General features: G+C 70.7%; 24 protein-coding genes and 1 tRNA gene. 15 read left to right on the top strand and 10 right to left on the bottom strand.

Translation table 11 applies throughout. The features are described 5' to 3' along the window. Window positions 1-153 precede the first annotated feature (153 nt). From IPN03_03950 to IPN03_03930, 5 genes are all read left to right on the top strand, one after another. Entirely contained in the window at window positions 154-1,011 is an 858-nt protein-coding gene (locus tag IPN03_03950; protein ID MBK9372884.1) for an NAD(P)H-dependent oxidoreductase subunit E, read from the top strand. A 4-nt stretch (window positions 1,012-1,015) separates the two neighbouring features. Beyond that, on the top strand, window positions 1,016-4,213 hold the full coding sequence (locus IPN03_03945; protein MBK9372883.1) for an FAD-dependent oxidoreductase: 3,198 nt from the start codon (window positions 1,016-1,018) through the stop codon (window positions 4,211-4,213). Then, window positions 4,210-4,887 (top strand): (2Fe-2S)-binding protein, encoded by a 678-nt coding sequence (locus IPN03_03940; protein MBK9372882.1) that lies wholly within the window; start codon window positions 4,210-4,212, stop codon window positions 4,885-4,887. The genes IPN03_03945 and IPN03_03940 overlap by 4 nt, the downstream gene beginning before the upstream one ends. Window positions 4,888-4,896: 9 nt before the next feature. Beyond that, window positions 4,897-6,480 (top strand): FMN-binding glutamate synthase family protein, encoded by a 1,584-nt coding sequence (locus tag IPN03_03935; GenBank protein MBK9372881.1) that lies wholly within the window; start codon window positions 4,897-4,899, stop codon window positions 6,478-6,480. A 124-nt stretch (window positions 6,481-6,604) separates the two neighbouring features. After that, window positions 6,605-6,680: transfer RNA gene (locus IPN03_03930), tRNA-Cys, on the top strand. Between the two features lie 90 nt (window positions 6,681-6,770). On the opposite strand, the gene IPN03_03925 is transcribed toward IPN03_03930, so the two are convergent. Then, window positions 6,771-7,370 carry a nucleotidyltransferase family protein gene (locus IPN03_03925; protein ID MBK9372880.1) on the bottom strand — a complete coding sequence of 200 codons (600 nt, stop codon included), beginning with the start codon at window positions 7,368-7,370 and terminating at the stop codon, window positions 6,771-6,773. A gap of 117 nt (window positions 7,371-7,487) precedes the next feature. On the opposite strand from IPN03_03925, the gene IPN03_03920 reads away from it, so the two are divergent. From IPN03_03920 to IPN03_03900, 5 genes are read left to right on the top strand one after another with little or no spacing between them, the layout of a single operon-like run. Further along, window positions 7,488-8,663: a type IV pilus twitching motility protein PilT gene (locus IPN03_03920; protein MBK9372879.1), complete on the top strand. Its 1,176-nt coding sequence runs from the start codon at window positions 7,488-7,490 to the stop codon at window positions 8,661-8,663. A gap of 12 nt (window positions 8,664-8,675) precedes the next feature. Further along, window positions 8,676-9,173: a regulatory protein RecX gene (locus tag IPN03_03915; protein ID MBK9372878.1), complete on the top strand. Its 498-nt coding sequence runs from the start codon at window positions 8,676-8,678 to the stop codon at window positions 9,171-9,173. Continuing rightward, complete coding sequence (alaS, locus tag IPN03_03910; protein MBK9372877.1) at window positions 9,157-11,853, top strand: alanine--tRNA ligase; 2,697 nt, start codon at window positions 9,157-9,159, stop codon at window positions 11,851-11,853. The genes IPN03_03915 and alaS overlap by 17 nt, the downstream gene beginning before the upstream one ends. Before the next feature lie 32 nt (window positions 11,854-11,885). Further along, window positions 11,886-12,632 carry a lytic transglycosylase domain-containing protein gene (locus IPN03_03905; protein ID MBK9372876.1) on the top strand — a complete coding sequence of 249 codons (747 nt, stop codon included), beginning with the start codon at window positions 11,886-11,888 and terminating at the stop codon, window positions 12,630-12,632. Next, the gene (locus IPN03_03900) at window positions 12,629-13,939 is read left to right on the top strand and encodes a hypothetical protein (GenBank protein ID MBK9372875.1); all 1,311 of its coding nucleotides are present in this window, start codon (window positions 12,629-12,631) and stop codon (window positions 13,937-13,939) included. The genes IPN03_03905 and IPN03_03900 overlap by 4 nt, the downstream gene beginning before the upstream one ends. Before the next feature lie 7 nt (window positions 13,940-13,946). Here the strand turns inward: IPN03_03900 and IPN03_03895 are convergent, their stop codons facing one another. Continuing rightward, the gene (locus IPN03_03895; protein ID MBK9372874.1) at window positions 13,947-15,374 is read right to left on the bottom strand and encodes a phosphoglucomutase/phosphomannomutase family protein; all 1,428 of its coding nucleotides are present in this window, start codon (window positions 15,372-15,374) and stop codon (window positions 13,947-13,949) included. 222 nt (window positions 15,375-15,596) lie between these two features. On the opposite strand from IPN03_03895, the gene pgsA reads away from it, so the two are divergent. Continuing rightward, window positions 15,597-16,190 (top strand): CDP-diacylglycerol--glycerol-3-phosphate 3-phosphatidyltransferase, encoded by a 594-nt coding sequence (pgsA, locus tag IPN03_03890; protein MBK9372873.1) that lies wholly within the window; start codon window positions 15,597-15,599, stop codon window positions 16,188-16,190. 17 nt (window positions 16,191-16,207) lie between these two features. On the opposite strand, the gene IPN03_03885 is transcribed toward pgsA, so the two are convergent. The 5 genes from IPN03_03885 to queG form a co-directional block, all read right to left on the bottom strand. Continuing rightward, window positions 16,208-16,591, bottom strand: coding sequence for a hypothetical protein (locus tag IPN03_03885; protein MBK9372872.1), 384 nt, complete (start codon window positions 16,589-16,591; stop codon window positions 16,208-16,210). Window positions 16,592-16,893: 302 nt separating this feature from the next. Next, on the bottom strand, window positions 16,894-17,187 hold the full coding sequence (locus IPN03_03880) for a 2Fe-2S iron-sulfur cluster binding domain-containing protein (GenBank protein ID MBK9372871.1): 294 nt from the start codon (window positions 17,185-17,187) through the stop codon (window positions 16,894-16,896). 1 nt (window position 17,188) lies between these two features. Beyond that, window positions 17,189-18,466, bottom strand: coding sequence for an HlyC/CorC family transporter (locus IPN03_03875; protein MBK9372870.1), 1,278 nt, complete (start codon window positions 18,464-18,466; stop codon window positions 17,189-17,191). Continuing rightward, window positions 18,463-18,897: a (deoxy)nucleoside triphosphate pyrophosphohydrolase gene (locus IPN03_03870; protein ID MBK9372869.1), complete on the bottom strand. Its 435-nt coding sequence runs from the start codon at window positions 18,895-18,897 to the stop codon at window positions 18,463-18,465. Before IPN03_03870 ends, IPN03_03875 begins: the two co-directional genes overlap by 4 nt. Then, complete coding sequence (gene queG, locus IPN03_03865) at window positions 18,894-19,868, bottom strand: tRNA epoxyqueuosine(34) reductase QueG (protein ID MBK9372868.1); 975 nt, start codon at window positions 19,866-19,868, stop codon at window positions 18,894-18,896. Before queG ends, IPN03_03870 begins: the two co-directional genes overlap by 4 nt. 61 nt (window positions 19,869-19,929) lie before the next feature. Between queG and IPN03_03860 the strand changes: the two genes are divergently transcribed. Beyond that, complete coding sequence (locus IPN03_03860; GenBank protein MBK9372867.1) at window positions 19,930-21,030, top strand: AI-2E family transporter; 1,101 nt, start codon at window positions 19,930-19,932, stop codon at window positions 21,028-21,030. A 2-nt stretch (window positions 21,031-21,032) separates the two neighbouring features. Here the strand turns inward: IPN03_03860 and IPN03_03855 are convergent, their stop codons facing one another. Further along, window positions 21,033-22,187, bottom strand: a complete 1,155-nt coding sequence (locus tag IPN03_03855) for a PD40 domain-containing protein (protein ID MBK9372866.1) — start codon at window positions 22,185-22,187, stop codon at window positions 21,033-21,035. Window positions 22,188-22,210: 23 nt separating this feature from the next. Here IPN03_03855 and IPN03_03850 point away from each other — a divergent pair, with 23 nt between their 5' ends. The 3 genes from IPN03_03850 to IPN03_03840 are packed head-to-tail and all read left to right on the top strand — an operon-like array spanning window position 22,211 to window position 26,063. Next, entirely contained in the window at window positions 22,211-23,692 is a 1,482-nt protein-coding gene (locus IPN03_03850; GenBank protein MBK9372865.1) for a methyltransferase domain-containing protein, read from the top strand. After that, on the top strand, window positions 23,692-24,729 hold the full coding sequence (locus IPN03_03845) for a glycosyltransferase family 4 protein (protein MBK9372864.1): 1,038 nt from the start codon (window positions 23,692-23,694) through the stop codon (window positions 24,727-24,729). Before IPN03_03850 ends, IPN03_03845 begins: the two co-directional genes overlap by 1 nt. After that, the gene (locus IPN03_03840; GenBank protein ID MBK9372863.1) at window positions 24,726-26,063 is read left to right on the top strand and encodes a glycosyltransferase family 4 protein; all 1,338 of its coding nucleotides are present in this window, start codon (window positions 24,726-24,728) and stop codon (window positions 26,061-26,063) included. Before IPN03_03845 ends, IPN03_03840 begins: the two co-directional genes overlap by 4 nt. Here IPN03_03840 and IPN03_03835 read toward each other — a convergent pair. After that, window positions 26,032-26,412 carry a DUF309 domain-containing protein gene (locus tag IPN03_03835; protein MBK9372862.1) on the bottom strand — a complete coding sequence of 127 codons (381 nt, stop codon included), beginning with the start codon at window positions 26,410-26,412 and terminating at the stop codon, window positions 26,032-26,034. The two genes, IPN03_03840 and IPN03_03835, sit on opposite strands and share 32 nt — an antisense overlap. Beyond that, on the bottom strand, window positions 26,409-26,747 hold the full coding sequence (locus IPN03_03830; GenBank protein MBK9372861.1) for a thioredoxin family protein: 339 nt from the start codon (window positions 26,745-26,747) through the stop codon (window positions 26,409-26,411). Before IPN03_03830 ends, IPN03_03835 begins: the two co-directional genes overlap by 4 nt. Window positions 26,748-26,828: the final 81 nt, after the last annotated feature.

Raw genomic sequence — 26,828 nt, 5'->3', positions numbered from 1 at the left:
ATTCCCGGAAGGCCCGCTCGAGCCGCACCCGCCAGAGCGTCCCGTCCCCGAACAAGTCCCGACCAGCGCCCGCGACAGCCGCGGGCGCTGCTCTTTTCGGCCACCTCCGGCGGTCGCCGGCACCCCGATCACGGCTTTCGAGGAGTACAGCAGATGACCGACATCACGGCGATCGTCGAGAAGCGCCGGGGCCAGAGAGGCGAGCTGCTCGCCATCCTGCAGGACATCCAGGCGAAGTACTCGTACCTCCCGGAGGACGCGCTGCGCGACGTGGCGCAGAGGACCGGCCGCTCGCTCGTCGACGTCTACGGGGTGGCCACCTTCTACCACGCATTCAGCCTCAAGCCCCGCGGCAAGCACCTCGTCACCTGCTGCATGGGGACCGCCTGTCACGTTCGCGGGGCCCCGAAGGTCGCCGAGGAGCTGGAGCGGCAGCTGAAGGTCCCGGCGGGGGAGACGACCCCCGACCGGGAGTTCACGCTCGAGACGCAGAACTGCCTCGGGGGCTGCGCGCTCGGACCGATCGTCGTCGTCGACGGGCACTACTTCTCGAGCGTCGGGACGCCGGCGGTCCGCGGCATTCTCGAGAAGACGCGGGAGGGGCTCGACAAGGTCGACCTCGCGACCGACGAGCGCACCTTCCCGGTCGAGGTCGCGTGCGGGCGGTGCAACCACAGCCTCATGAATCCGCACGACCTCATCGACGGACAGCCGTCCATCTGGGTCACGGCCTCGTTCGGCGACAAGCACGGATGGCTCCGGCTCTCCTCGGTCTACGGCTCGTTCGAGGTGGAGTCGCAGCACGAGGTTCCCGTCGACACCGTCGTCGACTTCTTCTGCCCGCACTGCAGCGCCGAGCTCTCCGGCGCCGGCCCGTGCGTCGCGTGCGGCGCCTCGATGGTGCCGATGATCGTCCGCGGGGGCGGCGTCGTGCAGATCTGCTCGAGGCGCGGGTGCCACAACCACATGCTCGACCTCGAGGGGACGAGCGCGTTCGGCGACTGGAGATGACGCGATGAGGAAGCCCGCATCCGTCGAAGAGTTCGGTGCCCTGCGGCGCCGCGTCATCGCCGACAGGGATTCGCGCCCGGCACGGCCGACCCTCGTCCTCAGCGCGGGGATCTGCGGGCAGGCGAGCGGCGCCAACGACCTGATGAGGGTCGTCAAGAGGCACCTCCTCTCCCGCAACCTGACGGACCGGATCGCCCTCAGGGTCACCGGCTGCCAGGGCTTCTGCCAGATGGACCCGTCGATCGTCGTCGAGCCCGGGAACCACCTCTATCCGAAACTGAAGATGGAGCACGTCCCGCGGATCATCGAGGCGACCCTCGGCGGCTTCGTGGCCGAGGAGCTCATCTACCGCGACCCGCGCGAGGGGAAGATGTTCCTCGGGCTGGGGGAGATCCCGTTCTTCCGGAAGCAGACGCGGACGCTGCTCGCCGGGAACCAGAAGATCGACCCGATCCGGATCCACGACTACCTCGAGCAGGACGGCTACTCCGCTCTCGAGAAGGTCCTCCTCGCCGGCAACCCGGCGGCCGTCGTCGAGGAGATCAAGGCATCGGGCCTGCGCGGGCGCGGTGGGGCCGGCTTCCCGACGGGGCTCAAGTGGGAGAGGGCCCGGGCGGAACGCAACGGCCACGGCGTGAAGTACATGGTGTGCAACTGCGACGAGGGGGACCCCGGGGCCTACATGGACCGGAGCCTCCTCGAGGGGAACCCGCACGCCATCCTCGAGGGGATGCTCATCGCGGCGTACGCCATCGGCGCGAGTCGCGGGATTCTGTATGTCAGGAGCGAGTACCCCCTCGCGATCAAGCACGCCGTCATCGCCCTCGGTCAGGCGCGCGGCCTCGGCCTCCTCGGGACGGACATCCTGGGCACCGGCTTCGAGTTCGACATCGAGATCGTGAGAGGCGCCGGCGCCTTCGTCTGCGGCGAGGAGACGGCCCTCATCCGCTCCGTCATGGGCTACGCCGGCGAGCCGAGGCAGCGTCCGCCGTACCCGATCCAGAAGGGGATCGAGGGGCAGCCGACGTGCATCAACAACGTCGAGACCCTCGCGAACATCCCGGTCATCATCCGCGCCGGCGCCACGGCGTTCGCGAAGGTGGGCCTTCCGGGGAACACCGGCACGAAGATCTTCTCGGTCGTCGGGAAGATCCGGAACACCGGCCTCGTCGAGGTCCCGCTCGGCACGACGATCCGCGAGGTCGTCCACGACATCGGGGGCGGCGCCCCGGGGAAGGGCCGGGTCAAGGCGGTCCAGACCGGCGGCCCGTCGGGCGGCTGCATCCCCGCGAGCCTCTTCGACCTTCCGATCGACTACGACAGCCTCGCGCAGGCCGGCTCGATCATGGGCTCGGGCGGGATGATCGTGATGGACGACCACACCTGCATGGTCGACGTCGCGAAGTACTTCATGAAGTTCCTGAAGGACGAGTCGTGCGGGAAGTGCTTCACGTGCCGCAAGGGGACGCAGAGGATGTGGGAGATCCTCGACGACGTGACGCGGGGACGCGCCACGCTCGCCCAGCTCGACCTCCTCAAGGAGCTCGCCGAGGTCGTCAAGGACACGTCGATGTGCGGGCTCGGCCAGAGCGCACCGAACCCCGTCCTCTCGACGCTGAGGTACTTCCGCGACGAGTACGAGGCGCACGTCGTCCAGAAGCGGTGCCCCGCCTACGTCTGCGACGCGCTCGTCGGGGCGCCGTGCCAGACGGCCTGCCCCCTCGGCACGGAGGCGTGGCGGTACGTCGCCCACATCGCGCGGGGCGAAAGCGACCTCGCCTACCAGGCGATCCGCGAGGCGAACCCGTTCCCCTCGGTCTGCGCGAGGGTCTGCAACCACCCGTGCGAGGAGCGCTGCCGCGCCGGCACGACCGGAGGCGAGGCCGTCGCCATCCGCGCCCTCAAGCGCTTCGTCACCGACCAGGCGGACCCGCTCTCGTTCCGGCCGAAGCCCACGCCCACCGCGCCGGTGAACGCGCCGCCGGTCGCGGTCGTCGGCTGCGGGCCGGCCGGCCTCACGGCAGCGCACTACCTCTCGCTGCGCGGCTACAAGGTCACCGCGTTCGACACCGAGGCGGAGCCGGGCGGGATGCTCTTCTCCGCGATCCCGTCGTACCGGCTGCCGCACGACGTCGTGAAGAAGGAGATCGCCTCGATCCTCGACGAGAACGTCACGGTGAGGTGCGGCACGAGGCTCGGCCGCGACATCACGCTCGACGGCCTCTTCGCGGAAGGGTACGGGGCGGTCTTTCTCGCTCTCGGCGCGCACAAGAGCCTGCGCCTCGGCCTGCCCGGCGAGGACAGCACGGGGGTTCTCCCGTCGATCCAGTTCCTCCGGGCCTGGAACGTCCGCGGCGAGAGCCTCGCCCGGGGGCGGGTGGTGGTCGTCGGGGGCGGCAACTCCGCGATCGACGCCGCCCGCGTGGCGATGCGCCAGGGCGGGGTCGAGAAGGTGACCCTCCTCTACCGGAGAACCCGGGAGGAGATGCCCGCCTTCGAGGAGGAGGTCGAGGCCGCCGTCCAGGAGGGCATCGCTCTCGTCACGCTCACCTCGCCGGTCCGCATCCTCACGGAGGCCGGACGCGTCACCGGCGTCGAGTGCATCCAGAACGCGCTCGGCGAGCGCGACGCCAGCGGGCGGCCGCGCCCTGTCCCGATCGCCGGGAGCGAGTTCACGGTCCCGCTGGAGACGCTGATCGTCGCGATCTCCGAGGGTTCCGACACCGACTGCGTCGCCGTTGCGGGTGCGAACCGGATCGCCACGACGCCGATCGGCACGGTGAAGGCCGACCGCGAGACGCTCACGACGAACCGCCCCGGGGTCTTCGCCGGCGGCGACGTCGTCACAGGCCCGAACACCGTCGTCGACGCGATCGCGGCCGGGAAGCGGGCCGCCGTGATGATCGACCGCTACCTCCGCTCCGAGCCGCTGTCGGTGCCCGCGGCCCCGCGCCTCCCGGAGATCTTCGTCGCCCCTCCCGAGGCCCGGGAAGGGGAGGAGGTCCCGAAGGGGCGCGTCGAGGCACGCCGCCTTCCCGTGTCCCAGCGCGCGCGCAGTTTCGCGGAGGTGGAGGTGGCCCTTTCGGGGGAGGACGCGTGCCGCGAGGCGAGGCGTTGCCTGCGCTGCGATCTGACGTTCACCCGGGAGGTGAAGGAGAAGGAAGAAGTGCCCGAGCTCGCGATGGCGGGAGGCGCGTCATGACCCACATCACCGTCAACGGGATCCCGCTCGAGGTGGAGAACGGCACGACCCTCCTCGAGGCGGCCCAGTTCCTGGGTTTCCCGATCCCGACGCTCTGCCACATGGAGGGCCTGCACCCTTACGGCGCCTGCCGCCTCTGCGTCGTCGAGGTCGGCGCCGGCCCGAAGGCCAGGCTCGTCTCCTCCTGCACCTTCGTGGCCGAGGAGGGGCAGCGGGTCCGCACCTCCTCGGCGCGCGTCGTCCGGGCGCGGAAGATGATCATCGAGCTGCTTCTCGCGACCTGTCCCCAGTCGAAGACGATCCAGGACCTCGCCTCGGCGCACGACGTGAGGCAGCAGCGCTTCCGCCAGGAGCACGAGGACTGCATCCTCTGCGGCCGCTGCGTGAGGATGTGCGAGGAGCAGATGGTCGCCAAGGCGATCGGCTTCGCCGGCCGCGGCGAGTCGCGGCGCATCGGCACCCCGTTCGACCGGCGGTCGGAGGTCTGCCGGACCTGCGGCGGCTGCATGTACGTCTGCCCGGCGTGCGAGCTCCGGTGCACCTACACGGAGCCCGACAAGGCGATCTGCGGCGGCTGCGCGAACCTCGCGCCGCCCTGCATCGAGAAGGAAACATTCGACGACCTGATGTGTTCCATGAAGCCCTGCGTGGCGTGCGAGATCCCGAGGAGCTAGGAGGAGACCATGACGCTTTCGAGAGTGAACTCATCGGCAGCGACCCTCACGAAGAACCGGACGGAAGGGTCGGTCGTCCCCGCTTCCGGGATGTGCGTCACGTGCGTGGACGGATGCGTCGGGATGTGCGAGATCGGCAAGTCGGCCTACCGGGGGCACGAGGTCATCTACCCGCAGCCGTTCGGCGTCATCACGACGGCGGCGGAGAAGGCCTACCCGGTCGACTACTCGCACTTCAACATCATGGGGACGGCCGTGGGCGCGCACGGCATCGCCGAGGACTCCGACCGGGCCATCTTCCCGGCCGTCGACCTCGAGGTGGCGCTCGGGCACGACCGGAAGATCCGCTTCCGCTACCCCTGGCTCATACCGGGGATCGGCTCCACGAACATCGCGAAGAACAACTGGGAAGGGATCGCCATCGGCTCCGCGCTCGCCGGGACGGGCCTGACGATCGGCGAGAACGTCGTCGGGATGGACCCGGAGACCGTCCTCAGGAACGGCAAGGTCGTCGACACGGTCGACCTGAAGAACCGCGTGCGGCTCTACAAGGACCACGTCCGCGACGGCCTCGGCGCGGTCGTCGTCCAGTCGAACGTCGAGGACACCCGGCTCGGCGCGCACGAGTACGCCATCGAGAAGCTCGGCGTCGAGATCGTCGAGCTGAAGTGGGGCCAGGGGGCCAAGGACATCGGCGGCGAGGTCAAGATCAAGGACCTCAAGAAGGCCCAGCTCCTCTACGACCGGGGCTACATCGTCCTCCCGAACCCGCACGACCCGAACGTCATCCACGCCTTCGAGAAGGGCGCCTTCAAGGAGTTCGAGCGCCACTCCCGCGTCGGGATGGTGACCGAGGAGGGCTTCGCGACGCGGGTCGAAGAGCTGCGCCGGGCGGGGGCGAAATACGTCTTCCTGAAGACCGGCGCCTACAGGCCCGCCGACCTCGCGCGCGCCGTGAAGTTCGCGTCGAAGTACCGGCTCGACCTCCTGACCGTGGACGGCGCCGGGGGCGGCACCGGCATGAGCCCCTGGCGAATGATGAACGAGTGGGGCGTCCCCCCGGTCGAGCTCCACGCGCTCCTCTACAACTACGCCAAGGACCTCGCGGAGCGCGGCGAGTACCTGCCCGCCATCGCCGTGGCGGGCGGGTTCACGTTCGAGGACCAGATCTTCAAGGGCCTCGCGATGGGCGCGCCGTACGTGAAGCTCGTCGGCATGGCCCGCAGCCCGATCGCCGCCGCGATGGTGGGGAAGACCATCGGCCGCGGGATCGACGAGGGGCAGCTCCCGGTCTACGTCGAGCGTTTCGGCAGCACGAAGGACGAGATCTTCGTGACGGCGTCCGAGCTGCGCAAGGAGCTCGGGAACGAGGCCTTCGAGAAGATCCCCACCGGCGCGCTGGGGCTTTACACCTACTACGAGCGGCTGGCCCAGGGCCTTCGTCAGCTCATGGCGGGGAGCCGGAAGTTCGCCTGTTCCTACATCGCCCGCGAAGACCTCTGCGCCCTCACACGCGAAGCCGCCGCCATCTCGGGGATCAGCTGGGTCATGGACGTCGACAGGGAGGAGGCGGAGAGGATCCTGCACGCGTAGCGGGAGGACGTTCGGGGCCGGGACGCGGGAGCCGGAAGCAGGGGGAGGATCGGCCGGTTCCGCGGGCATGAGCGACGGGTCCGGGACCCGGGTTCTGGTAACATCCGCCTCCCCGAAAGGGGACGGCGACGTACCCAAGTGGTTAAGGGAAGGCTCTGCAAAAGCCTCATTCGTCGGTTCGAATCCGACCGTCGCCTCCAGTGAATCCTCGCCGCCGCGCCCCCGGGCGCGGCGGTTCGTTCATGCGGCCGTCGGAACCCGGGCCGGTCGTGCCGGCGACGCGCCGCCTCTCAGCGAAGGGCAGCCGCGAGGTCGGACGGGACGTCCACGTCGTGAAGGATCTCCGTGCCGAAGCCGGGGACCTCGATGACCTGGACGTCCGGCTCCCGAAGGAGGTCCGAGAGGCGCCGGCCGGGTTCCCAGGAGAGGATCCGCGGCACGAGGGCCGCGGGGATGACGAGGGGGTGCCCGCGCCGGCCGTTTCCGGCCGGAACGGCGACGCCGAGGGAGGTCGCCGGAGGAAGGCTCGCGAGCAGGCGGCGCAGGACGGGCGCAGTGAGGCCGGGGAGGTCGGCAGGCGACAGCGCGACCCGGCCGCACCCGGACGAGAGAGTCGACAGTCCCGCCTGTACAGAGGAGAGCATCCCGTCTTCGGGCCGAGGGTTGGTAACGGTGACGATCCCGAGGCCTTCGAGCGCGGCGGCGACGTCGCCGGCACCTGGGGCGAGAACGACAGCCACCTCGGCGAAGCCGGCCTCGACGAAAGAACGCGCCACCCGGCGGACGAGGGGCTCTCCCGAGACGTCCGCGAGCATTTTCGGGCTCCCGAAACGACTCGAGGCGCCCGCCGCCAGGAGGACCGCGGCAATCCTGTTGGTCTGGAATGGCATGGCGGGAGATCTTAGCCCGCGGGGCCGCCCGTCCGATCGTTGACCGGGCCTTTCGGGGAGCCTATCCTCGGCACAGAACGCTTTCTTCGTCGGTCGGGTAGAGAGGAGACTCCGGGCATGCACATCAACGACCTCCTCAAGATCGCGGTCGAGCGCAAGGCCTCGGACCTCCACCTGAAGGTCGGCGCCCACCCGATCATCCGTGTCGACGGCGACCTGATTCCGCTCGTCGACATGAAGCGGCTCATGCAGGAAGACACGATCGCGATGGCGTTCTCGATCATGTCCTCGAGGCAGAAAGAGAAGTTCAAGAACAACTTCGAGATCGACATCGCGTACTCGGTGCCCGGCCTCGGCCGCTTCCGCTGCAACATCTTCCAGCAGCGCGGCACCGTGGGCCTCGTCTGCCGCGTCATTCCGGCCCGGATCCTGACCGTCCGCGACCTGCTCCTGCCGCCGATCATCGAGAAGATCTGCGAGGAGACCCGCGGCCTGATCCTCGTCACCGGGACGACCGGCTCGGGCAAGTCGACGAGCCTCGCGGCGATGATCGACTTCATCAACGCGACGCGGGCCGAGCACATCATGACGGTCGAGGACCCGGTCGAGTTCCTCCACCGCGACAAGAAGTCGATCGTGAACCAGCGCGAGCTGGAGGTCGACACGCGGTCGTTCTCCTCCGCGCTTCGCGCCTCCCTCCGGCAGGACCCCGACGTCATCCTCGTGGGCGAGATGCGCGACTTCGAGACGGTCGAGACGGCCCTCGTCGCGGCCGAGACGGGCCACCTCGTCCTCTCGACGCTCCACACGATGGACGCGACGGAGACGATCAACCGGATCATCGCCGTCTTCCCGCCTCACCAGCAGAAGCAGATCCGCCTCCAGCTCTCGGCCGTCCTGAAGGCCGTCGTCTCCATGCGCCTCCTCCCGCGCGCCGACGGCCTCGGCCGCGTCCCGGCCGTCGAGGTCCTCATCGCCACGAACTACATCCGGGACTGCATCGAGAACAAGGAAAAGACGAAGTACATCGTCGACGCCATCAAGGCGGGCACGTCGCAGTACGGGATGCAGACCTTCGACCAGTCGCTCTACCAGCTCTACCGGTCGGGGCTCATCACGCTCGACGAGGCGATCCGCCGGTCGACGAACCCGAACGAGTTCAAGCTCAGGATCCAGGGCGTCCAGTCGACGTCGGACCTCTCGCAGGAGGTCATGGACGGGGCCCTGGAAGCGCCGGACAAGATGAACCCGCTGGGGGAGGAGTCGCCGTTCGACTTCTCCAACCAGCCGTAGGCCGTCCTCCCCCTGAGCGAAGAAGCGCGCCGCCGTCCGCGCCGGGACTGCCGGACGGCGGCGCTCGCGTTTCTGGGCCGCCGCGCGCACCCGAGGCGCGAGCTGGAGAGGAAGCTCCTCCGCGCGGGGCACGAGGCGGCGGAGGTCGCCCGCACGCTGGACCTGCTCGGGGGCGCCGGACTCCTCGACGAGGCGGCGACGGCGGTGGAGCTGGCCCGGACGGAGGCGTCCCGCGGCCGCGGAAACCGCCGCGTCTCGGCCTCGCTCAGGGCCCGTGGCGTCGGAGAGGCGGACGCGGCGCGGGCCGTGGCCGGCGTCGGGGGAGAGGACGAGACGGCCCGCCTCCGGGCCGCCCTCGCGAAGAAGAGCCGGAGCCTCGGGGAAGGTTTGACGCCCGTTTCGAGGTCGAGGAAACTCTTCGACCATCTCGTGCGCCGTGGCTTCGACCCCGGGGCCGTTCGCGATGCGCTCCGAGAGAAAGGCGACCCCACGGATGACGACCCCCTCTGACTGGACCTCCCGCAAGGTCCGCGAGACGTTCCTTTCGTACTTCGAGGAGAAGGGGCACCGGCGCGTCGCCTCCTCTTCCCTCGTCCCGGCCGAAGACCCGACCCTTCTCTTCACGAACGCCGGGATGAACCAGTTCAAGGACGTCTTCCTGGGACGGGAGAGCCGTCCGTACGTCCGCGCCGCGTCCGCCCAGAAGTGCGTGAGGGCCGGCGGCAAGCACAACGACCTCGACAACGTCGGGTACACGGCGAGACATCACACGTTCTTCGAGATGCTCGGGAACTTCTCGTTCGGCGACTACTTCAAGGAGGAGGCGATCGCCTTCGCCTGGGAGCTCGTGACCGAACGGTACGGCTTCGAGCCGAAGCGCCTCTGGGCGACCGTCTACACCGACGACGACGAGGCCGCCAAGCTCTGGCAGCAGTACCTGCCGGCGGGGCGGATCCTGCGCTTCGGCGAGAAGGACAACTTCTGGTCGATGGGCGATACCGGGCCCTGCGGCCCCTGCTCCGAGCTCCACGTCGACCAGGGGCCGCACGTGCCGGGAGACGACACGCCGAACGGCCGGGGCGACCGGATCATGGAGATATGGAACCTCGTCTTCATGCAGTTCGAGAGGGACGGCGACGGGAAGACGACGCCCCTGCCGAAGCCCTCGGTCGACACCGGCGCCGGCCTCGAGCGGATCACGGCCCTCCTGACGGGGAAGAACAACAACTTCGACACGGACCTCTTCACGCCGCTCATCCAGAAGGTCGAGGCGATCTCCGGGAAGTCCTACCGCGGCGGGATGGTGGCCGAGGACGCCCCGTTCCGCGTCATCGCGGACCACCTCCGCGCGGCGACGATGCTCATCGCGGACGGCGTCATGCCGGGGAACACCGGCCGCGGCTACGTCCTCAGGCGAATCCTCCGCCGGGCGGCCCGCTACGGGCGGCGCCTCGGCATCGAGGGGCCCGAGCTCTGCGGCCTCGTCGACCCGGTGTTCGACGTGTTCGAGGGGATCTACTTCGGCGACCCCCACCGGACGCTGAAGGGCGAGATCCGGGAGCTGGTCCGCTCCGAGGAGCTGAGCTTCGCCCGGACGATGTCCGCCGGGGCCGACCGGGTCGGGGAGGCGATCAGCGAGGCGCGGCGGAAGGAGGAGACGAGCCTTTCGGGCCCGGCCGTCTTCCGCTTCTACGACACGTACGGCATCCCGTTCGAGCTGATCGAGGACCTGGCGCAGGACGAAGGGCTCACCCTCGACCGCGCGGGTTTCGAGAAGGAGCTCGAGGTGGCGCGCGAGCGCTCCAAGGGGGCTTCGAAGTTCGAAGCGGACGACGCGCTGCTCCCGGAGGAGCTGGCCGACCCGTCCTGGGAGACCAGTTTCCGCGGCTACGCCGAAGACGACTTCGTCCGTCTCGAGGGAGCCCGGGCGCTCGGCCTCTTCGCCCTTCCCGGCGGGGTTCCTCTGCCGGTTGCCGAGCTGCCCGCGGGCGCTGAAGGACTTCTCGTCACCGACCGCACCGTCTTCTACCCCGAAGGAGGCGGCGAGGTCTCCGACACCGGCTCCGTCACCTGGCCTGGCGGCAGGGCGGCCGTGACCTCCGCGCGAAGGTCGGCGAACGGGCGGCTCATTCAGCACCACGTGAAGGTCGAGGAAGGGACGATCCTGCGCGGCGCGGTGCTGACACTCGAGGTTCCCGAGTGGACCCGGCGCCGGGTCCAGGCGAACCACACCGGCACGCACCTCCTCCACGCGGCGCTGCGGAAGGTCCTCGGCGATTCGGTACGGCAGATGGGCTCTCTCGTCGCCCCCGAGCGCCTTCGGTTCGACTACGCCGCCACGCGCCCGACGACCGCCGCCGAGATTCTCGAGGTCGAGCGGCTCGTCAACGAGGCGGTCCTCCGGGACTCTCCCGTCTCCAAGGAAGTGACCTCGATGGACGAGGCGCGCTCGAAGGGCGCGATGATGTTCTTCGGAGAGAAGTACGGCGAGAGGGTCCGCGTGGTCGACGTGCCGGGCGTCTCGACGGAGCTCTGCGGCGGCTGCCACGTCGGCCGGACCGGGGAGATCGGCGCTTTCAAGGTCCTTTCCGACCGCGGCCTCGCCGCCGGGGTACGCCGCATCGAAGCGATCACGTCTCTCGGGGCCGTGGAACGCCTGACGCGCGACGAGCATCTCCTGGGCGAGCTGTCCGAGGTGGCACAGGTGCCGCTCGAGGATCTCCCCGGCAAGCTGCGCGAGGTTCTCGGCCGCCTCAGGGACGGGGAGAAGGAGATCGCCAGGCTCAAGGTCCAGCTCGCCTCGGGCTCCGGCGCGGGTTCGGGAGCGTCGGAAGACGAGGGGCTCGTGGATGTGGCCGGGTTCAAGGTCCTCGCCCGGCGCGTCCCGTCCCTTCCCGTCAACGAGCTGAGGAACCTGGCCGATACCTTCAGGGGCAAGCTGAAGAGCGGTGTCGTCCTTCTCGGGACCGAGACCGACGGAAAAGTCACGCTGCTGGCGGCCGTCACGGCCGACCTGGTCTCCCGCGTCTCGGCCGACGACCTCGCGAAGGCGATGGCGCCGGTCGTCGGCGGAAGAGGGGGAGGCAAGGCGGACCTCGCCCAGGCGGGAGGAAAGGACCCCGAGAAGATCGAGGCGGCCCTCGAGGCCGGACTCGACAGGGTCAGGGAGCAGCTGGGAGGGACGGCCTGAGGCGGACGTCCGGGCGCTATACTGGTCCCGCCATGATGCGATGGGCCGTGCTCTGTGCCGCCGGTGGACTCCTCGTCGTTTCGGGAGGTCTCCGGGCGGACGTGAAGCTGATCCGCAAGGCGGACGGCGGCGCGGTCATCTTCAACAGCATCGGGAGCGGCTGGAGGATCGGCGGAAAGTCGCCGTCCGACGCTTTCCTCCTGGCCCGCCGCGACGCCGCGACGGCCTTCGACGACACGATCCGCCGGCACGCCGAGCGCGAGCGGGTCGATCCCCGCCTCGTCAAGAGCGTCATGCTCGTGGAGTCGAACTTCAACCCGAAGGCGCTTTCCCCGAAGGGGGCGCGCGGGCTGATGCAGCTGATGCCCGGCACCGCGCGCCGCTACGGTGTCCAGAACTCCTGGGACCCCCACGAGAACATCCGGGGCGGCACGGCGTACCTCTCCGACCTGCTCGGGATGTTCGACGGCGACATCGTCCGCACCCTCGCGGCCTACAACGCCGGCGAGGGTGCGGTGCAGCGTTACCGGGGCGTTCCGCCCTACGCCGAGACCCGGGAGTACGTGCGGCGCGCGATGCTCGTCTACGGCGGGAGTAGCAACATGCCCGTTCTCTCGGGCGGTTTCAAGGGCCTCGCAAACACTTCCGCTCGCCGGGTCCCGGCGTCGCCGGTGAAGCTCCATCGGGGCGGGGGTCAGCTTCTCATCTCGAACCTCGGCGACCTCCCCTCCACGGGAGACCGGTCGCCGGTCCTCGGACGCATCGCGGCGAACCGATGAGCACGCGCGCTTCCGAACCGACGCGGAGCGCGCCCTTCTTCGACCACGGTCTCTTCCTCCTTCACCTGAATCGCGGCAAGGAGGACATGCGCAAGGGGCTCCACGACGACGCCCGGCGCGAGTTCGAGGAAGCGCGCCGATTCCGGTCGAGCGACCCCGAGGTCCTCTCTAACCTGGCCCTGGCGATGTTCCACCTCGGGCACCTCGAGGAGGCGGAGCGGATCACCCGCGGGCTCCTCGTGTCGCACGCCGACTCCGTCCCTCTCCTCTTCAACCTCGGCCTGATCCTCTTCAAGGCGGGCCGGGCCGAGGCGCGCGAGCCGCTCGAGCGGGTCCTGGCGCTGGCGCCGGCGCACCGGAAGGCCCACCTGACCGTCGGACTGATCCTCCAGCGGGAAGGTCGTCTCGAAGAGGCGAACCGCCACTTCGCGTCGGCGGGCTCAGAGCGGAAAGTCGAGACCGACGGTGACGACACGATCACGCGCACCGCTCGCGCGGCCGCGTCGACCTGGCCCGCTCCCGGGACGCCCGTTCCCACGGTCAAGCCGGAGGCTTTCGACGACTCTTCGGCGCGCCGCGGGCAGGTCACGCAGCCCATCGTCGGGCCGGCCGAGCCGTCCGCTGCGCCCGTCCCGCAACCGGAAGGTGCCCTTCCGCCCGCCGTGGCGCCCCTGAGGCCCCCTCCGCCCATGGTCACCGGCATTCCCGGCACCGCGCAGGCCCCTCCCTCGGCACCCTCGCCGCCAACGGCGCCCCCCGCGTTCTCCGCCCGTCCGGGCGGCCTCGTGTCGGCGGACGCGCGAGGTGGGATCCTGGTGCGCAGGACCGCGCTCACCGGGCGGACGGGCGTCGCGGAGCTGGTCGCCGACGGCAGCCTCTCGGGAGCCCTCGCCCGATTCTTCGTCCGCGCGACCGGTAACGGCGGGGTGCTCCTGCTCGACCCGAAGCGGGCCCTCCACCTCGTTCACCTGCGCGGCGAGTTCCTGTCGGCCGACCCGGCCCGGCTCTTCGGTTTCGACGCGGCGCTCACGTACCGCGAAGACCCGGCGTTCGAGTTCCGGCGTCAGATCGCGCTCCCTTTCGTGAAGCTCTTCGGGACAGGGAGCGTCGCGTTTTCCGTGTCGGCGGAGCCGGCCCGGCTCGAGGTGACGCCCGAGACCCCGCTGACGCTCGCGTCGCGGTCGCTCCTCGGCTACGGCGGCGACGTGTACGTCGACCTCGTGGAGGACGCGGACCCGCTCGCCGACCTCGGTGGCGGGCCCGTCCTGAGCGTGTCGGGCTCCGGGTATGTCCTGATGGAGGCCTGATCGGCCTCTAGGTCCTCATGGAGGCCTGAACCGCCTCGAGCGCCTCGCCGGTCTCGGCGAGGAGCCCTCTCACCATCTCCGGGTCCTCGTGCTCGGCGTAGACGCGCAGGATCGGCTCGGTTCCCGAGAGCCGGTGGAGCAGCCACCCGCGTTCGCCGAGGAGGAGCTTCACGCCGTCGAGGGTCTCGACCGCCGTGACGCGGGCTCCTGCCCGGAGCTCGGGGGGCGAGGCCAGGAGGCCGTCGACGAACGTCCTCAGGACCGGCATCGGGAGCCGCACGTCGCGCCGACCGTATGCGAACGCCCCGTACTCGCGATCCTGGCGGGCCAGGAGGGCGGCGAACGAGAGGCCCGAGTGGGCGACCGCCTCGAGGACGAGGAGGGCGGAGAGGACGCCGTCCCGCTCCGGGAGGAAGAATGAGACGCCCAGCCCGCCCGATTCCTCGCCGCCGATGCCGACCTCGCCCGACAGCATCTTCTCGGCGATCCACTTGAAGCCGATCGGCGTGACGTGGAGGGGGACTCCGAGCCTGGCCGCGACCCGGTCGACGAGGAGCGAGGTGGAGAAAGTCTTCGCGATGCCGCCGCCGATCTTCCCCCGGCTCGCGAGGCTTTCTGCCAGGAGGGCGAGAATGCGGTGGGGCGTCACGAACGCGCCGTCGGGCGCGAGGACGCCGAGGCGGTCGCCGTCCCCGTCGCTGGCGAGGGCCAGGTCGAAGGTTCCCGACCCGAGGCGCGCCACGGAGGCCCCGAGGTGCTCGGGGATCGGCTCTGGGTGGACGCCGCCGAAGGAAGGATTGATCTCGGACCGGATCGCCGTCACCCGCGTCGGGTATCCCTCGCCGAGGATCGACGCGAGGAGGTTTCCCGCGGCGCCGTGCATCGGATCCCAGAGGACCCTCAGGCCGGCGCGCCGGATCGCGTCGAGGTCGACGCACGCGGCGATCGCCGCGGCGTAGGGGGTGAGAAGGTCCGTCGTCTCCACGGCGCCCCCCGGCCGGTCCGGGAGCGGTACGTCGGCGCTGGCGGCGATCGCCGCGTACGTGGCAGAGGTGGCGCTCCCGCCGAACCACGACTTGTACTTGACGCCGTTCCAGTCGGGCGGGTTGTGCGAGGCCGTGATCGCGATGCCGCCGCGCAGGCCGCGCGCCTTGACGTGCCAGGAGGCGCAGGGCGTCGGGACCGGGCGGTCGGAGAGGAGGATCCGGAATCCCTTCGACGCGAGGCGGACGGCGCTCTCGGCGGCGAGCTCCCTGGAGAGGAACCGGGTGTCGTGGACGATCGGGAGGGTGCGGCCGTCTCCCGGATCGTCGTTCGCGGGGGAGATGCTCCACGCGGCAACCGCGTCGACGACGCGGGCGGCGGACGCAAAGGTCAGTTCGCGGCCGATCCGGGCCCGCCAACCGTCCGTGCCGAAGGCGATGGGAGACGTCATCGTCCGCGGATTCTGGGTGGAAGAGCGGACTCCGGCAAGGCCCGGCTAGGCCCCCCGCCCCCCGGGGCCCCGGGCCCCGGCCCCCCCCCCCCCCCCCCCCCCCCCCGGGCGCCCCCCCCCCCCCCCCCCCCCGGCCCCGGGCGGGGGGCGCCCCCCCCCCCCCCCCCCCCCCCCGGGGGGGGGAGGGGGCTTTGCCCGAACGGTCCCCTAGAATGCGCGGCGGTGCTCAATCTCCCGAACTCCCTGACGCTCCTGCGGATCTTTCTCGTGCCGCTTCTCGTCGTCGTGTTGCTGACGCGGATGCCGGCCAAGGAGTACCTCGCGCTCGCCGTCTTCCTCGTGGCCGCCCTCACGGATCTGCTCGACGGCTGGATCGCGAGGAAGTTCAAGAAGGTGACGCGCCTCGGGATGCTCCTCGACCCGATCGCCGACAAGATCCTCGTTTCGGCCGCGCTCATCTCCCTCGTCGACCTCCAGGAGGCGGATGCCTGGGCGGTCTGCATCATCGTGGGCCGCGAGTTCGCCGTCTCCGGGCTGCGGTCCATCGCCGCGGGAGAGCAGATCACGATCGCCGCCTCGAGCCTCGGGAAGTGGAAGATGGGAGCCCAGGTCGTCGGCATCTCCCTCATGATCCTGGGCGCCCGGCTCGACGACATCGGCCTCTGGAGGATGACGGGGCGTGCCGCGCTCTACGTCATGACCGTGATGGCGATCGTCTCGGGCATCGACTACTTCCGCAAGTACCTGCCGCCCCTCCTGGCGAAGGAAGTGGGCCGGGGGCCGGAAGCCGCAACCGAACCGGGCCGCGAGGGCTAGAAGCCGGGGACGGGGCGTCAGCCCGTGGTCCGGCGCCTCCAGATGCCACGCGCCATCGGCCGCCCCTCCTTCTCGTACTTTCTCTCGTAGTCGGTCCCCGAGCTCCACCCCGCCTCGCTCCCGGGGACCCTCTCGAGCGCCGGCTCGGCTTCGAGGACCTCCCGGATCGACTCGAAGTAGGGGAGGTTGTCCGTGGCGACGCGCAGGCAGCCTTCGGGGGCCAGCGAGTGCGCTGCGGCCCGGACGAAATCGGGCGAGAAGAGCCGCCGCTTGGCATGTCGCGCCTTCGGCCACGGGTCGGGGAAGAAGACGTGGAGCGCTGCGAGGGAGCCGGCCGGAACGCGGTCGAGGATGAAGGCCCTCCCGTCGAGGCGTGCGAACCGGACGTTCGTGAGCTTCATCCGTTCGGCGCGTGCCTGAGCGATCCGCGCGTACTCGACCTCGATCTCCGCTCCGAGAAAGCTCGTTCCGGGCCGCGCGGCGGCCTCGTCGGTGAGGAATCGGCCACGGCCGCTCCCGATCTCGATCTCGACGGGCGCGAGCCTGCCGAAGAAGGCGGTCCAGTCGACGGGCGTCGAGGTACCCGGCGCTTCCCCGGGAAGGGCTGTCCTGGGAGGCGGCGGGACGCCGGGAGTCGTGACGAAGTCCTTCGCAGCGGGAGAGAGGCCCGCGCGCTTGAGCGCCCGGCGGACGGCGGGGCGGCTCAGGAGAGCACCGCCCGGGGGATCTTCACGGTCCGGAGCCCGACGTCCCCGAGGATCCGCGCCTGGCAGCCGAGGCGGACCCCGGGTCCCATGTCGTACGCGTCCTCGAGCGGTTCGGTGGGCGAGAGATTCTGCGGGTTGACGACGCACTCCACACGGCAGGTGGAGCAGGTCCCGGCCCCGCCGCAGATGGAGGAGATACGGGCCCCGAGACGGTGCGCCGCCTCGAGGGCCGTGATCCCCTCCGGCAGCTCCCCGCGGAGTCCCTGGTCGAGAAAGACGACCTTCGGCATGTCAGGCCTTTTCCGCCTCGGGCTCCTCGGGAGACCGGGCCTTCTTGGTGATGCGGATCCGTTCGATGGCCCGCGGCGAGGCGCGCTCGACGACGAACTCCGTGTCGCCGAGCCACGTCCGCGCGCCGGTCCGGGGAATCCGCCCGAACCTCTTCAGCAGGAATCCGGCCACCGTCTCCATCTCGGGCTCGTCCAGGGAGAGCCCCAGATCCCGTTCGAGCGAGGCGACGGGGTACGAGCCCTCGATCAGGATGGAGGCGCCGTCGATCACGGGGGAGTCGGCCTCCTCGTCGTGCTCGTCGTCGATGTCCCCGAGGATCTGCTCGACGAGGTCCTCGAGCGTCACGAGCCCCGAGACGGCCCCCAGCTCGTCGACGACGACGGCCATGTGGAAGCGCCGGCGCCGCATCTCGCGGAAGAGGTCGCCGGAGCGCTTCTGCTCCGGGATGAAGATCGCCGGCCGGAGGTGGCGCGAAACGTCGAAGCTCTTCTCCTCCTCGTCGGTGACGTCGAAAAGGTCCTTGACGTGGAGGATGCCGACGATGTCGTCGGGGGTTTCGCGATAGACGGGGAGCCTGCTGTATCTCCAGACGCGCCCGATCGCCTCGACCTTCTCGAAGGTGGCGTCCGCGGGAAGGAGGACCATCTTGGCTCGCGGAACCATCGCGTCCACGACGGGGCTGTCCCCGAATGCGAGGACGGCGTGGAGGATGTCCTTCTCCTCGCTCGCGAGCTGCCCCTGGTCGTGCGAGAGCGAGATCAGGCTCTTCACGTCTTCCTCCGTGACGTCGGCCGGGCCGGAAGCGCTTCCGCCGAAGGGCCGAAGGAGCACGCCCGCGATGCCGGAGAGGAGCCTGGCGAGCGGCGAGAAGAGCACGACGAGGAGCTCGATGACGGGTGCCGCGAGGCAGGCGACCCGTTCGGAGTTCCGGGCGGCGAGCGTCTTCGGTGTCACCTCGCCGAAGATGAGGAGGATGAGCGTCGTCGCGACCGTGGCCGTCACGACCCCCCACTTCTCGCCGAGGGCCTCGATGGCGAGGACCGTCCCGATCGATCCGGCCGCGATGTTCACGAGGTTGTTCCCGATGAGGAGAGTGCTGATCGTCTGGGGGAGATGGCCGCGGAGCCGTTCGAGCCGGGCGGCCTGGGGGTGATTCTTCTCCTTCAGACGGAAGACGGCCGCATCGGAGAGCGTCGTCAGGGCCGTCTCCGAGCCCGAGAAGAAGCTCGAGGCTCCGAGGCACACGGAGTAGAGAACGAGGAGGAGCGTGTCGTTCACGGTGTGCCCTCGTGGACGGAGGGGGCCGCGAATCGGGCGGTTCCGCCCGACGCCAGCTGCTCGACGACGGGCCGGTCGGCCGGCAGGAGGGGGAGCCGCGAAGCCTCCGCCGGCGTCGTCCAGAGGATCTCGGCGACGCCGAGGGGCGAGGGCTCTCCGTGCAGCGAGCGGACGAGGTAGACGAGGAGCGTGACGTGCCGCCCGTTCGGAGCGCCGGAGGCGAACGTCAGGGGCGCGGAAGACTCCACCTCGACCCCGAGCTCCTCGCGCCACTCCCTGGCGAGCGCCGCTTCCGGAGTCTCGTCCGCCTCGACCTTGCCTCCCGGAAGCTCCCAGAACCCCGCGAGGGGGCCTCCCTCCGGGCGACGGGTCAGCAGGAGGAGGCCGTCGCGGACGAACGCCCCGGCCACGACGAGGAGCGTCCCGCTCACCCGGCCGTCCTCGCGAGGGCGGCGCGGGCGTTTCGCCGGAGTCCATCCGGAGTCGCCCGTCTCACGGCGGAACGGGCGAAGCGGGCCTCGAAGGCCGGGCCGTCCAGCGAGGTCAGCTCGACCGGATCGAGAGAGGCGGGCGGTTCCAGCACGTCCTCTCTCCAGCGGGGCCCGGAGTTGTACGGGCAGACGTCCTGGCAGTCGTCGCAGCCGAAGAGGCGGCCTTCGAGCCACGACTCCTCTTCCGGCGTGAAGGTGCTTCTCTTCTCGATCGTCAGGTAGGAAAGGCAGCGCCGCGCGTCGACGACGCGCGGCGCGAGGATCGCCGAGGTGGGGCAGGAGTCGAGGCAGGCCGTGCAGCCGCCGCACTTCTCCCACGTGCCGTCCACGACGGACGCCGTCGGCGCGAGGGCGAGGTCGGTCAGGACCTCCCCGAGAACGACGTGAGAGCCGACGCCCGGGACGATGAGCATGCCGTTCTTTCCGACGAAGCCGAGGCCGGCGCCCACGGCCCACTCCCGCTCCAGGACGGGCGCCGTGTCGACGCAGACGCGAAAGTGCGCCCCGGCCGGAGCCGCTCGCCGGAGCGATGCGACGACGGCTTTCAGCTCGCGCCGGACGGCGCCGTGGTAGTCCTCGCCGCGCGCGTAGCGCGCGACGTTCCCGGCTCCCCCGGGGGGCACCTCGCGGGCGACGCAGATCGCGGCCTTCGCGAACGGGAGGATCGATTCGAGGCTGCGCCGCGCCTCCGCGTCCCTCTCCAGGTACTGCATCTCGCCGTGCAGGCCGCCGTCGAGGAAAGCCCGGAAGCCGTCCCACGCCCGCGCGACGGGTCCCGTGACGACCCCCGCCGCGACGAAGCCCTGGTCGAGCGCGGCTCGGACCGCGCGGCGCGAGAGGTCTACGGGATCGTCCGGGAGGGGCGCCGGAGGGAACCGGGGCCCCGTCCGCCGGGAACGGAAGCCGGGCATCGTCGCGAGTCTAGCAACGGGACCGCTATCATCTCCGGCGGTCCCCGACCGAGGAGTCGTCATGTCCTACAGCATCCCGTCGCGCATCTACCCGATCGCTGCCTTCCTGCTGGTCGCGTTCGGGATCGGCGTGCTCGCCGCGAGGACCCTCGCGCCGTTCGGCACGGCCTCCGCGTGGGCGATCGTTCTCGCGGTCGCCTTCTCGGGTCCGTGGCGATTCCTGGAGAGAAAGATGCCGAGCCGCCGGGGCCTCGCGGCGATTCTCCTGACCCTCGCCATCGGCCTGCTCGTCATCCTCCCCGCGGTCCTGCTCGTGAGCGTCCTCGTGAACGAGGCGATCGGCGTCGTCGGGCGCGCTTCGGCTGCGCTCACCGCGAGGCAGGTGTCCGGGCCGGACGACCTGCTCCGGATCCCGGCCGTGCGAGACGCCCTCACCTGGATGGAAACGCGGTCCGGCTTCACGACGGCCGAGATGGTGGCGAAGGCGGGCGAGCTCGCGTCCGGTCTTTCCGGCCTCCTCGCGAAGTTCTCGGGCGGAATCGTGATGGGACTGTTCGACGCGGTCCTGACCTTCCTCGTGACCCTCTTCCTCCTGTTCTTCCTCTTCCGCGACGGCCGGGAGATGGTGCGGGCGATCCTCGACCTGGTTCCGCTCGAGGAGGAGCGCCGGGTGGCGCTCCTGGGGTCCCTCAGGGGAATGCTCCAGTCGATCTTCCGGGGTTCGCTGCTCACCGCGCTGATCCAGGGGGTGGCCGGGGGGATCGGCTGGGCGATCGCCGGCCTGCCGTCGCCCTTCCTGGCTGGCGCGGCGATGGCCGTCCTCTCCCTGCTGCCGATGGGTGGAACGGCCCTGGTGTGGGCGCCGGGAGCGATCGTCTGCTGGCTCCAGGGGCGCCCCGGCATGGCGATCTTCCTCGCGATCTGGGGCATCGTCATCGTCTCGATGGCCGACAACGTCCTGAAGCCGCTCCTGATCAGCGGTTCGAGCGAGCTCTCGACCCTCGTCGTGTTCCTGGGCGTCTTCGGCGGCCTCGGCGCGTTCGGCATCCTCGGCCTCTTCATCGGCCCGATGGTCCTGGCCGTCGGCCTGACGCTCCTGCGGATCCTCCGCGAGACCGTTCGCCACGGCTCGTTGTCCGAGGGAGGGACCGTCGCTTCCTGACCTCAGGGAATCCAGTCGGCCACGAAGACGTTCGTCTCGTTCGGCCTTCCGTTGTGGCGGTTGGAGCAGAACGCGATCCGCTTTCCGTCGGGCGAGAACATCGGGAACCCGTCGAACGTCGGGTTGTACGTGATCCTCTCGAGGTCGGTCCCGTCCACGTCCACGGCGAAGATGTCGAAGTCGCGACCGTTCGGGTCGGCGAGGTTCGAAACGTAGAGGAGCCTCTCGTGGCTTCCGGGAAAGAAGTAGGGCGCGAAGCTCGCGACGCCGCTGCTGGTCACCTGCCGGTCACCGGAGCCGTCGGAGCGCATGACGCGGATCTCGAGGCGGCTGGGCTTGACGAGGTGGCGGCTCAGGAGCGACTTGAAATCCTCGACGGCCTTCGGCGTCTCGGGGCGCGAGGCGCGGTAGACGATCCACTCCCCGTCGTCGCTGTAGAACGCCCCGCCATCGTAGCCGGGAGTGCGTGTGAGCCGCTTCACGTCGCCGCCATCGGCGTTCATCGAGTAGAGCTCGAGGTCGCCGTCGCGCGCCGAGGTGAAGACGATCCTCCGCCCGTCCCTGGAAATGGTGGCCTCCGCGTCGTACCCCGGAGTCGCCGTGAGCCGGCGCAGGTCGGTTCCGTCGGGCCTCGCACTGAAGATGTCGTAGTCGGGATAGAGCCCCCAGGCGTAACCCTGGGACATGTCGGGCGGTGGCGGACACTCGCGCCCGCCGAGGTGGGTCGAGGCGTAGAGGATCCGCTCGCCGCCCGGAAAGAAGTAGGCGCAGGTCGTCCGTCCCTTCCCGGTCGAGACGAGGCGCGGCTCGCCCGGTGACTCGACGTCGACGACGAAGATCTGGTCGCAGCGGTGGGGCGGACGGGTCGACTGGAAGATCAGCCTCTTCCCGTCCCCCGACCAGTACGCCTCGGCGTTCTCGCCCGCGAACGTCAGCTGGCGGACGTTCGCGAGGTGCTTCTCGCCGGGCCAGTGGACGGCGGTGAGCGTTCCCTCGTACGGGCTCGTCCGCCGGGCCGGCGCGCCCTCCGCGGCGGGCGCCGCCGGGGACTTCACCTCCGCCGCCGGGGATCGCGACGAGTCGCACGAGCTGAGGCCGGAAGCGAGGCCGAGAAGGACGAAGGCGGGCAGGAGGAGGCGGAAGGCGTCGCGGGTCATGTGCGGGCCGTAATATAAGGCTGATGACGAACGACCGACGCGGCGACGCGGCGGGCCTCGCGCGCGAGCTCGCCGCGCAGCTCGCAGCGCTCGCGACCCCCGAGCCGAACTCACCCGCCTCAACTCGCTCGCGGCCTCGCGCCGGATCGGGTGGCGCCCCGAGCCTCGCCGGCCCGCGGACCATCCTCGAAAATGCCTCGCGGTTCGTCCAGCCGTCCCTGCCGGCCGACGCCCGATTCCGCAGCCTGAAGGAGCTCGCCCTGCGCGCCCTTCGGATCGTCACGCGAGACCAGGGAGTCTTCAACTCGGCGGTCCACGAGGCGCTCCGGACCTCTCTCCTCGAGATCGAGGCGGCCTTCGTGGACCTCTCCTCGGAGCACCGGGCGAGGCACCGCGAGCTGGGGGACGAGGTCGAGGCGAAGCACCTCGGCCTGAAGGACGAGGCCGAGGCGCAGCGGGCACGGCTCGAGGAGGTGCGCCTCGCGCTCCTGTCGGCCCTCGACGAGAGGGATATCGAGCTGCGGGCCTCGCTCGCCGAAGAGACGAGGAGAGTGGACGGCGCCGTCGAGCGCCTCGGTGTCGAGCATTCCGGGAGCCAGAAGAGGCTCGATCTTCTCGAGAGCCGGTCGGACTCCGCGGGGTCCCGGCTCGAGGAGTCATCGACGCGACTGTCGTCCGCCGAGGAACGGCTCGAGACGCTCCGTCTCGACCTCGGGCGCGCGACGGAGGAGCTTCGAGGGGCGCGGCTGGAGTGGACCACGCTGCGCACCGAGCTGCGGTCCGGGGGCTCTCTCGCGGCCCCGGCGGACGGCGGGGCGTCCGGGGTGCCGGAGACACGGTCGGCGGCCGACCCTCTTTCGGCCGGCCTCTACGCCGACTTCGAGCGGACGTTCCGCGGAGCGGAAGACGAGATTCGCGCGCGCCAGGAGGGCGACGTCTCCCTCTTCCTCGGGGCGAAGCACCCGATTGCCGACCTGGGCTGCGGGCGGGGCGAGTTCCTCGAGGCGCTCGCGGCCCGGGGCCTGGCGGGCCGTGGCTGCGACACGAACCCGGTGATGGTCGCCCGGTGCCGCGAGAAGAGGCTCGCGGTGGACGACGCCGATCTCTTTTCCTGGCTCCGCGAACAACCCGAGGGCTCGCTGGGCGGCGTCACGGCCTACCAGGTCGTCGAGCACCTTCCGGCCGACGCCCTCCTGCCGCTCGTGGAGCTCGCCGTCTCGCGCCTCGCCCCGGGAGGACGCCTCCTTCTCGAAACGGTCAACGCCGAGTCGGTCTACGCCATGAAGTGGTTCTGGATGGACCTGACGCACGTTCGGCCCGTTCCGGGGCCGTCGCTCGGCCGGCTGATGGAGGCGTGCGGCCTGCGCGAGGTCACGATCGCCTACCGCTCGCCGGTGCCCCGCGAGGTGACCGGCGGGGGGACCGAGGCGTCCGACCCGCTCGTGGCGGCGCTCGCGCGGCTCGTCTTCGCCCCGCAGGACGTCGCGGTCACGGGCGTGAAGTAGTGGCGAACATCCTCGTCTGCACGGCCCAGGTGCCGTTCGCGTCCGGAGGCGCCGAACGTCACGCCGCCGGGCTCCTGCGCGAGCTGAAGGCCCGCGGACACCGGGCCGACCTCGTCCAGCTGCCATTCAAGTGGTACCCGCGGGAGGAGATCCTCCTCTCGGCGGCGGCGTGGCGGCTCGTCGACGTGACGGAGGCCGACGGGACGAAGGTCGACCTCGTCATCCCGATGAAGTTCCCGTCGTACCTCGTCCGCCACCCGAACAAGGTCGTCTGGCTCATCCACCAGTTCCGCCAGGCCTACGACCGCTTCGGGACCCAGCAGAGCGACTTCACCGCGAGCCCCGAGGACACGCGCTGGCGCGAGCTGGTCGCCGAGGCCGACGCCACAGGACTGGGCGAAGCGAGGAAGATCTTCACGAACGCGCGGAACACGGCCGACCGGCTGATGCGCTTCAACGGGATCGAGGCGGAGGCGCTCTACCACCCGCCACCGCTCGCGGGCCGCTACCGCGACGACGGTCCCGGCCCGTTCGGCCTCGTCGTCGGACGGCTGGACCCGTGGAAGAGGATGGACCTCGCCATCGAGGGGGCGGCGGCGGGCGGCTTCCCGCTCGTCATCGCCGGGTCCGGACCCGACGAGGAGCGGCTCCGGAAGGTGGCGGCGCGGACGGGGGCGAACGTCGACTTCCGCGGCGCGGTGTCCGACGACGACCTCCTCGCGCTCTACGCGGGGTGTGGCGCGGTCCTCTTCACCCCGGCCGACGAGGACTACGGCTACATCGCCCTCGAGGCGTTCCTGTCGAAGAAGCCGGTCGTGACCTGCACGGACTCGGGCGGCCCGCTCGAGTTCGTCATCGACGGGGAGACCGGACGCGTCACGCCGCCCGACGGCGGGGCCGTGGGTGCCGCGGCGGCCCAGCTCCTCGCCGCGCCGGCCGTGGCGCGCGGAATGGGGGAGCGCGGCTTCGAGTCGATCCGCGGCATGACGTGGGACGCGGTCGTGTCGGCTCTCCTTCGCGCGGGCGGCCTGGCGTGACCGCTGCGACACTCGGCTTCGTCAGCCCACTTCCCCCCGTCCGCTCCGGAATCGCCGACTACTCGGCCGACCTTCTCGCCGCGCTCGCTGGCGAGGTGGAGCTCGTCACCTACCCACCGGCGAAGGCGAAGGACGCCTTCGCCGGTGGCCACCGGGCCGTTCTCCTCCAGGTCGGGAACGACCCGCTCCACCTGCCGTCCCTCGAAGCGCTCCGGGAGAACGCCCGGCGTGTACCGTCTCTCCTCGTCCTCCACGACTTCTCCCTCCACCACCTCTTCGCGGCGGGATACCTCGACCGGGGCGCTGTCGACGAGTACGCGCGGGAGCTGGAACGTTCGCACGGCGCGCGGGGGCGGACCCTCGGCGACAGGGCCAGGAGGGGGGAGCGCGTTCCCGTCTGGGATCTCGCGCCGTGGGGATGGCCCATGTCGCTCGGCGCCGTGGGCGACGCTTCCGCCGTGATCGTCCACTCGCGCCTCGTCCGCGGCGCGCTCCTGAGGGAACGGCCTCGGGTCCCCTCCTTCGAGATTCCGCACCTCGTGGCGCCGGCTCCTGCGCACGGGCGCGACGAGGCCCGGATCGGCCTCGGCCTCCCGAGGGACCGCGTCATCGCCGCGACGCTCGGTATCGTGACGCCGGCCAAGAGGATCGGGAAGCTCCTCGAGGGGCTGGCGCTCCTTCCTCCCGGGCGGCGACCCTTCGTCGTGGTGGGGGGCGCCGTTGCCGCCGACGATCCGCTCGTCCAGGCCGTTCGCGAGCGAGGGCTCGATGAGGACGTCCGCTTCACCGGATACCTCTCCGATCACGACTTCTGGCGCCTCGCGCGGGCCGCGGACGTCGCTGTGAACCTCCGTTTTCCCACCGTGGGCGAGACATCGGGAGCCGTCTGCCGCCTCGCGGGGTGCGGCCTGCCCGTCGTCGTCAGCGACGTCGGCTGGTTCCGGGAGCTCCCGGACGGTTTCGCGTCGAAGATCCCGGTCGGGGAGGGGGAGCCCGAGGCGATCGCGCTGGCCCTCGACGCCCTCGGCTCGGACGACGCCCTGCGGACGGTGCGGTCTGCCGCGGCCCGGACGTGGGGCGAGGCCCGGAGCCCGGCGCGGATCGCTCAGGCCTACGCGCGGGCCATTCGGGCCGTGATCGAAGGCCGGGCGCCATCGCTCGCGCTCTGCGGGATTCTCGCCGGAGAGCTGGGGGCCCTCGGTGTCGGACGGGCCGGGACTCTTGGCGCTCGCGACCGGCTTCCCGACGGACGCCTGCTCGCCGAGGTCGGAGAGAGGGGCGCGGGCGTCTTTCCGGCGCCGCTCACGCCGTTCGTCGAGGCAGCGGAGGGCTGAAGAGGCTTACGGACTCGGCCGGTATCGTGCCCGCGGCCAGGCCGGACCTCAGCGTCCGGGCCCGGGTCAGGAGCGCCCCGGCGGGAATCCCGAGAAAATCCTCGGGCGTGTCCTGGAGCTTGGCGATCGCCAGGTCGAGAAGGCGGGCCGCCGGACCCGTACGGCCCTTGCGCAGGTGGACCCCGGCGGCCGCGAGCTGGATCAGCCCCTGGAGACAGCGTCGCTCTGCGCCGGACGCCCGCTGCCAGACCTTCTCCCATTCCTCGTGAGCATCGAAATAGCGACCCTCGCGGAGTGCCGCGAGCCCCCGCGCGAGGCGATCCTGCTCGGAATGAGGCGACGTCGTCAGACCTTCGGGAGCGCGCCGAGGATCTTCAGCATCTCGGCGGTGCCGACGTATCCGTCGACGCGTTTCACGACGTTTCCGGAGCCGTCGACGAAGAGGACCGTCGGGTAGCCCTGGACGTCGAACCGCCGGGCGACGCTCTCGCCGCCCTTCTCCGCGTTGACGCGTATGGCAACGAGGCTCCTGGACGCCTCGGCCACTCTCGGGTCGGCGAAGACCTCCCGGTCGAGCTTCTTGCACCAGCCGCACCAGTCCGTGTAGACGTCGACGAGAAGGAGCTTCTTCTCGGCCCGGGCGCGCTCGAGCGCCTCGTCGAAGGTGCCCGTGGCGAACGCCACGCCCGATCCTGACGGGCTGGACGTCTCCGCCCTCCCCTCGGGACGGGAGCAGGCCACCAACGGCAGCAGGACGATCAAGGC

The sequence above is a fragment of the Holophagales bacterium genome (assembly GCA_016719485.1).
Lineage (GTDB): Bacteria > Acidobacteriota > Thermoanaerobaculia > UBA5066 > UBA5066 > UBA5066.
The sequence above is the reverse complement of the archived record's forward strand: the minus strand, read 5'-3'. Positions and strand labels throughout refer to the sequence as shown.

Bases quoted from the DNA above. Each gene is read 5' to 3' on its own strand.
- IPN03_03885 (MBK9372872.1), bottom strand. From the start codon at position 16,591: ATGAAGCTCACGAACGTCCGGTTCGCACGCCTCGACGGGAGGGCCTTC.
- alaS (MBK9372877.1), top strand. From the start codon at position 9,157: ATGACGACCCCCTCTGACTGGACCTCCCGCAAGGTCCGCGAGACGTTC.
- IPN03_03850 (MBK9372865.1), top strand. From the start codon at position 22,211: ATGACGAACGACCGACGCGGCGACGCGGCGGGCCTCGCGCGCGAGCTC.
- IPN03_03900 (MBK9372875.1), top strand. From the start codon at position 12,629: ATGAGCACGCGCGCTTCCGAACCGACGCGGAGCGCGCCCTTCTTCGAC.
- IPN03_03860 (MBK9372867.1), top strand. From the start codon at position 19,930: ATGTCCTACAGCATCCCGTCGCGCATCTACCCGATCGCTGCCTTCCTG.
- IPN03_03855 (MBK9372866.1), bottom strand. From the start codon at position 22,187: ATGACCCGCGACGCCTTCCGCCTCCTCCTGCCCGCCTTCGTCCTTCTC.
- IPN03_03905 (MBK9372876.1), top strand. From the start codon at position 11,886: ATGATGCGATGGGCCGTGCTCTGTGCCGCCGGTGGACTCCTCGTCGTT.
- IPN03_03940 (MBK9372882.1), top strand. From the start codon at position 4,210: ATGACCCACATCACCGTCAACGGGATCCCGCTCGAGGTGGAGAACGGC.
- IPN03_03945 (MBK9372883.1), top strand. From the start codon at position 1,016: ATGAGGAAGCCCGCATCCGTCGAAGAGTTCGGTGCCCTGCGGCGCCGC.
- queG (MBK9372868.1), bottom strand. From the start codon at position 19,868: ATGCCCGGCTTCCGTTCCCGGCGGACGGGGCCCCGGTTCCCTCCGGCG.
- IPN03_03935 (MBK9372881.1), top strand. From the start codon at position 4,897: ATGACGCTTTCGAGAGTGAACTCATCGGCAGCGACCCTCACGAAGAAC.
- IPN03_03895 (MBK9372874.1), bottom strand. From the start codon at position 15,374: ATGACGTCTCCCATCGCCTTCGGCACGGACGGTTGGCGGGCCCGGATC.
- IPN03_03880 (MBK9372871.1), bottom strand. From the start codon at position 17,187: ATGCCGAAGGTCGTCTTTCTCGACCAGGGACTCCGCGGGGAGCTGCCG.
- IPN03_03925 (MBK9372880.1), bottom strand. From the start codon at position 7,370: ATGCCATTCCAGACCAACAGGATTGCCGCGGTCCTCCTGGCGGCGGGC.
- IPN03_03950 (MBK9372884.1), top strand. From the start codon at position 154: ATGACCGACATCACGGCGATCGTCGAGAAGCGCCGGGGCCAGAGAGGC.
- IPN03_03920 (MBK9372879.1), top strand. From the start codon at position 7,488: ATGCACATCAACGACCTCCTCAAGATCGCGGTCGAGCGCAAGGCCTCG.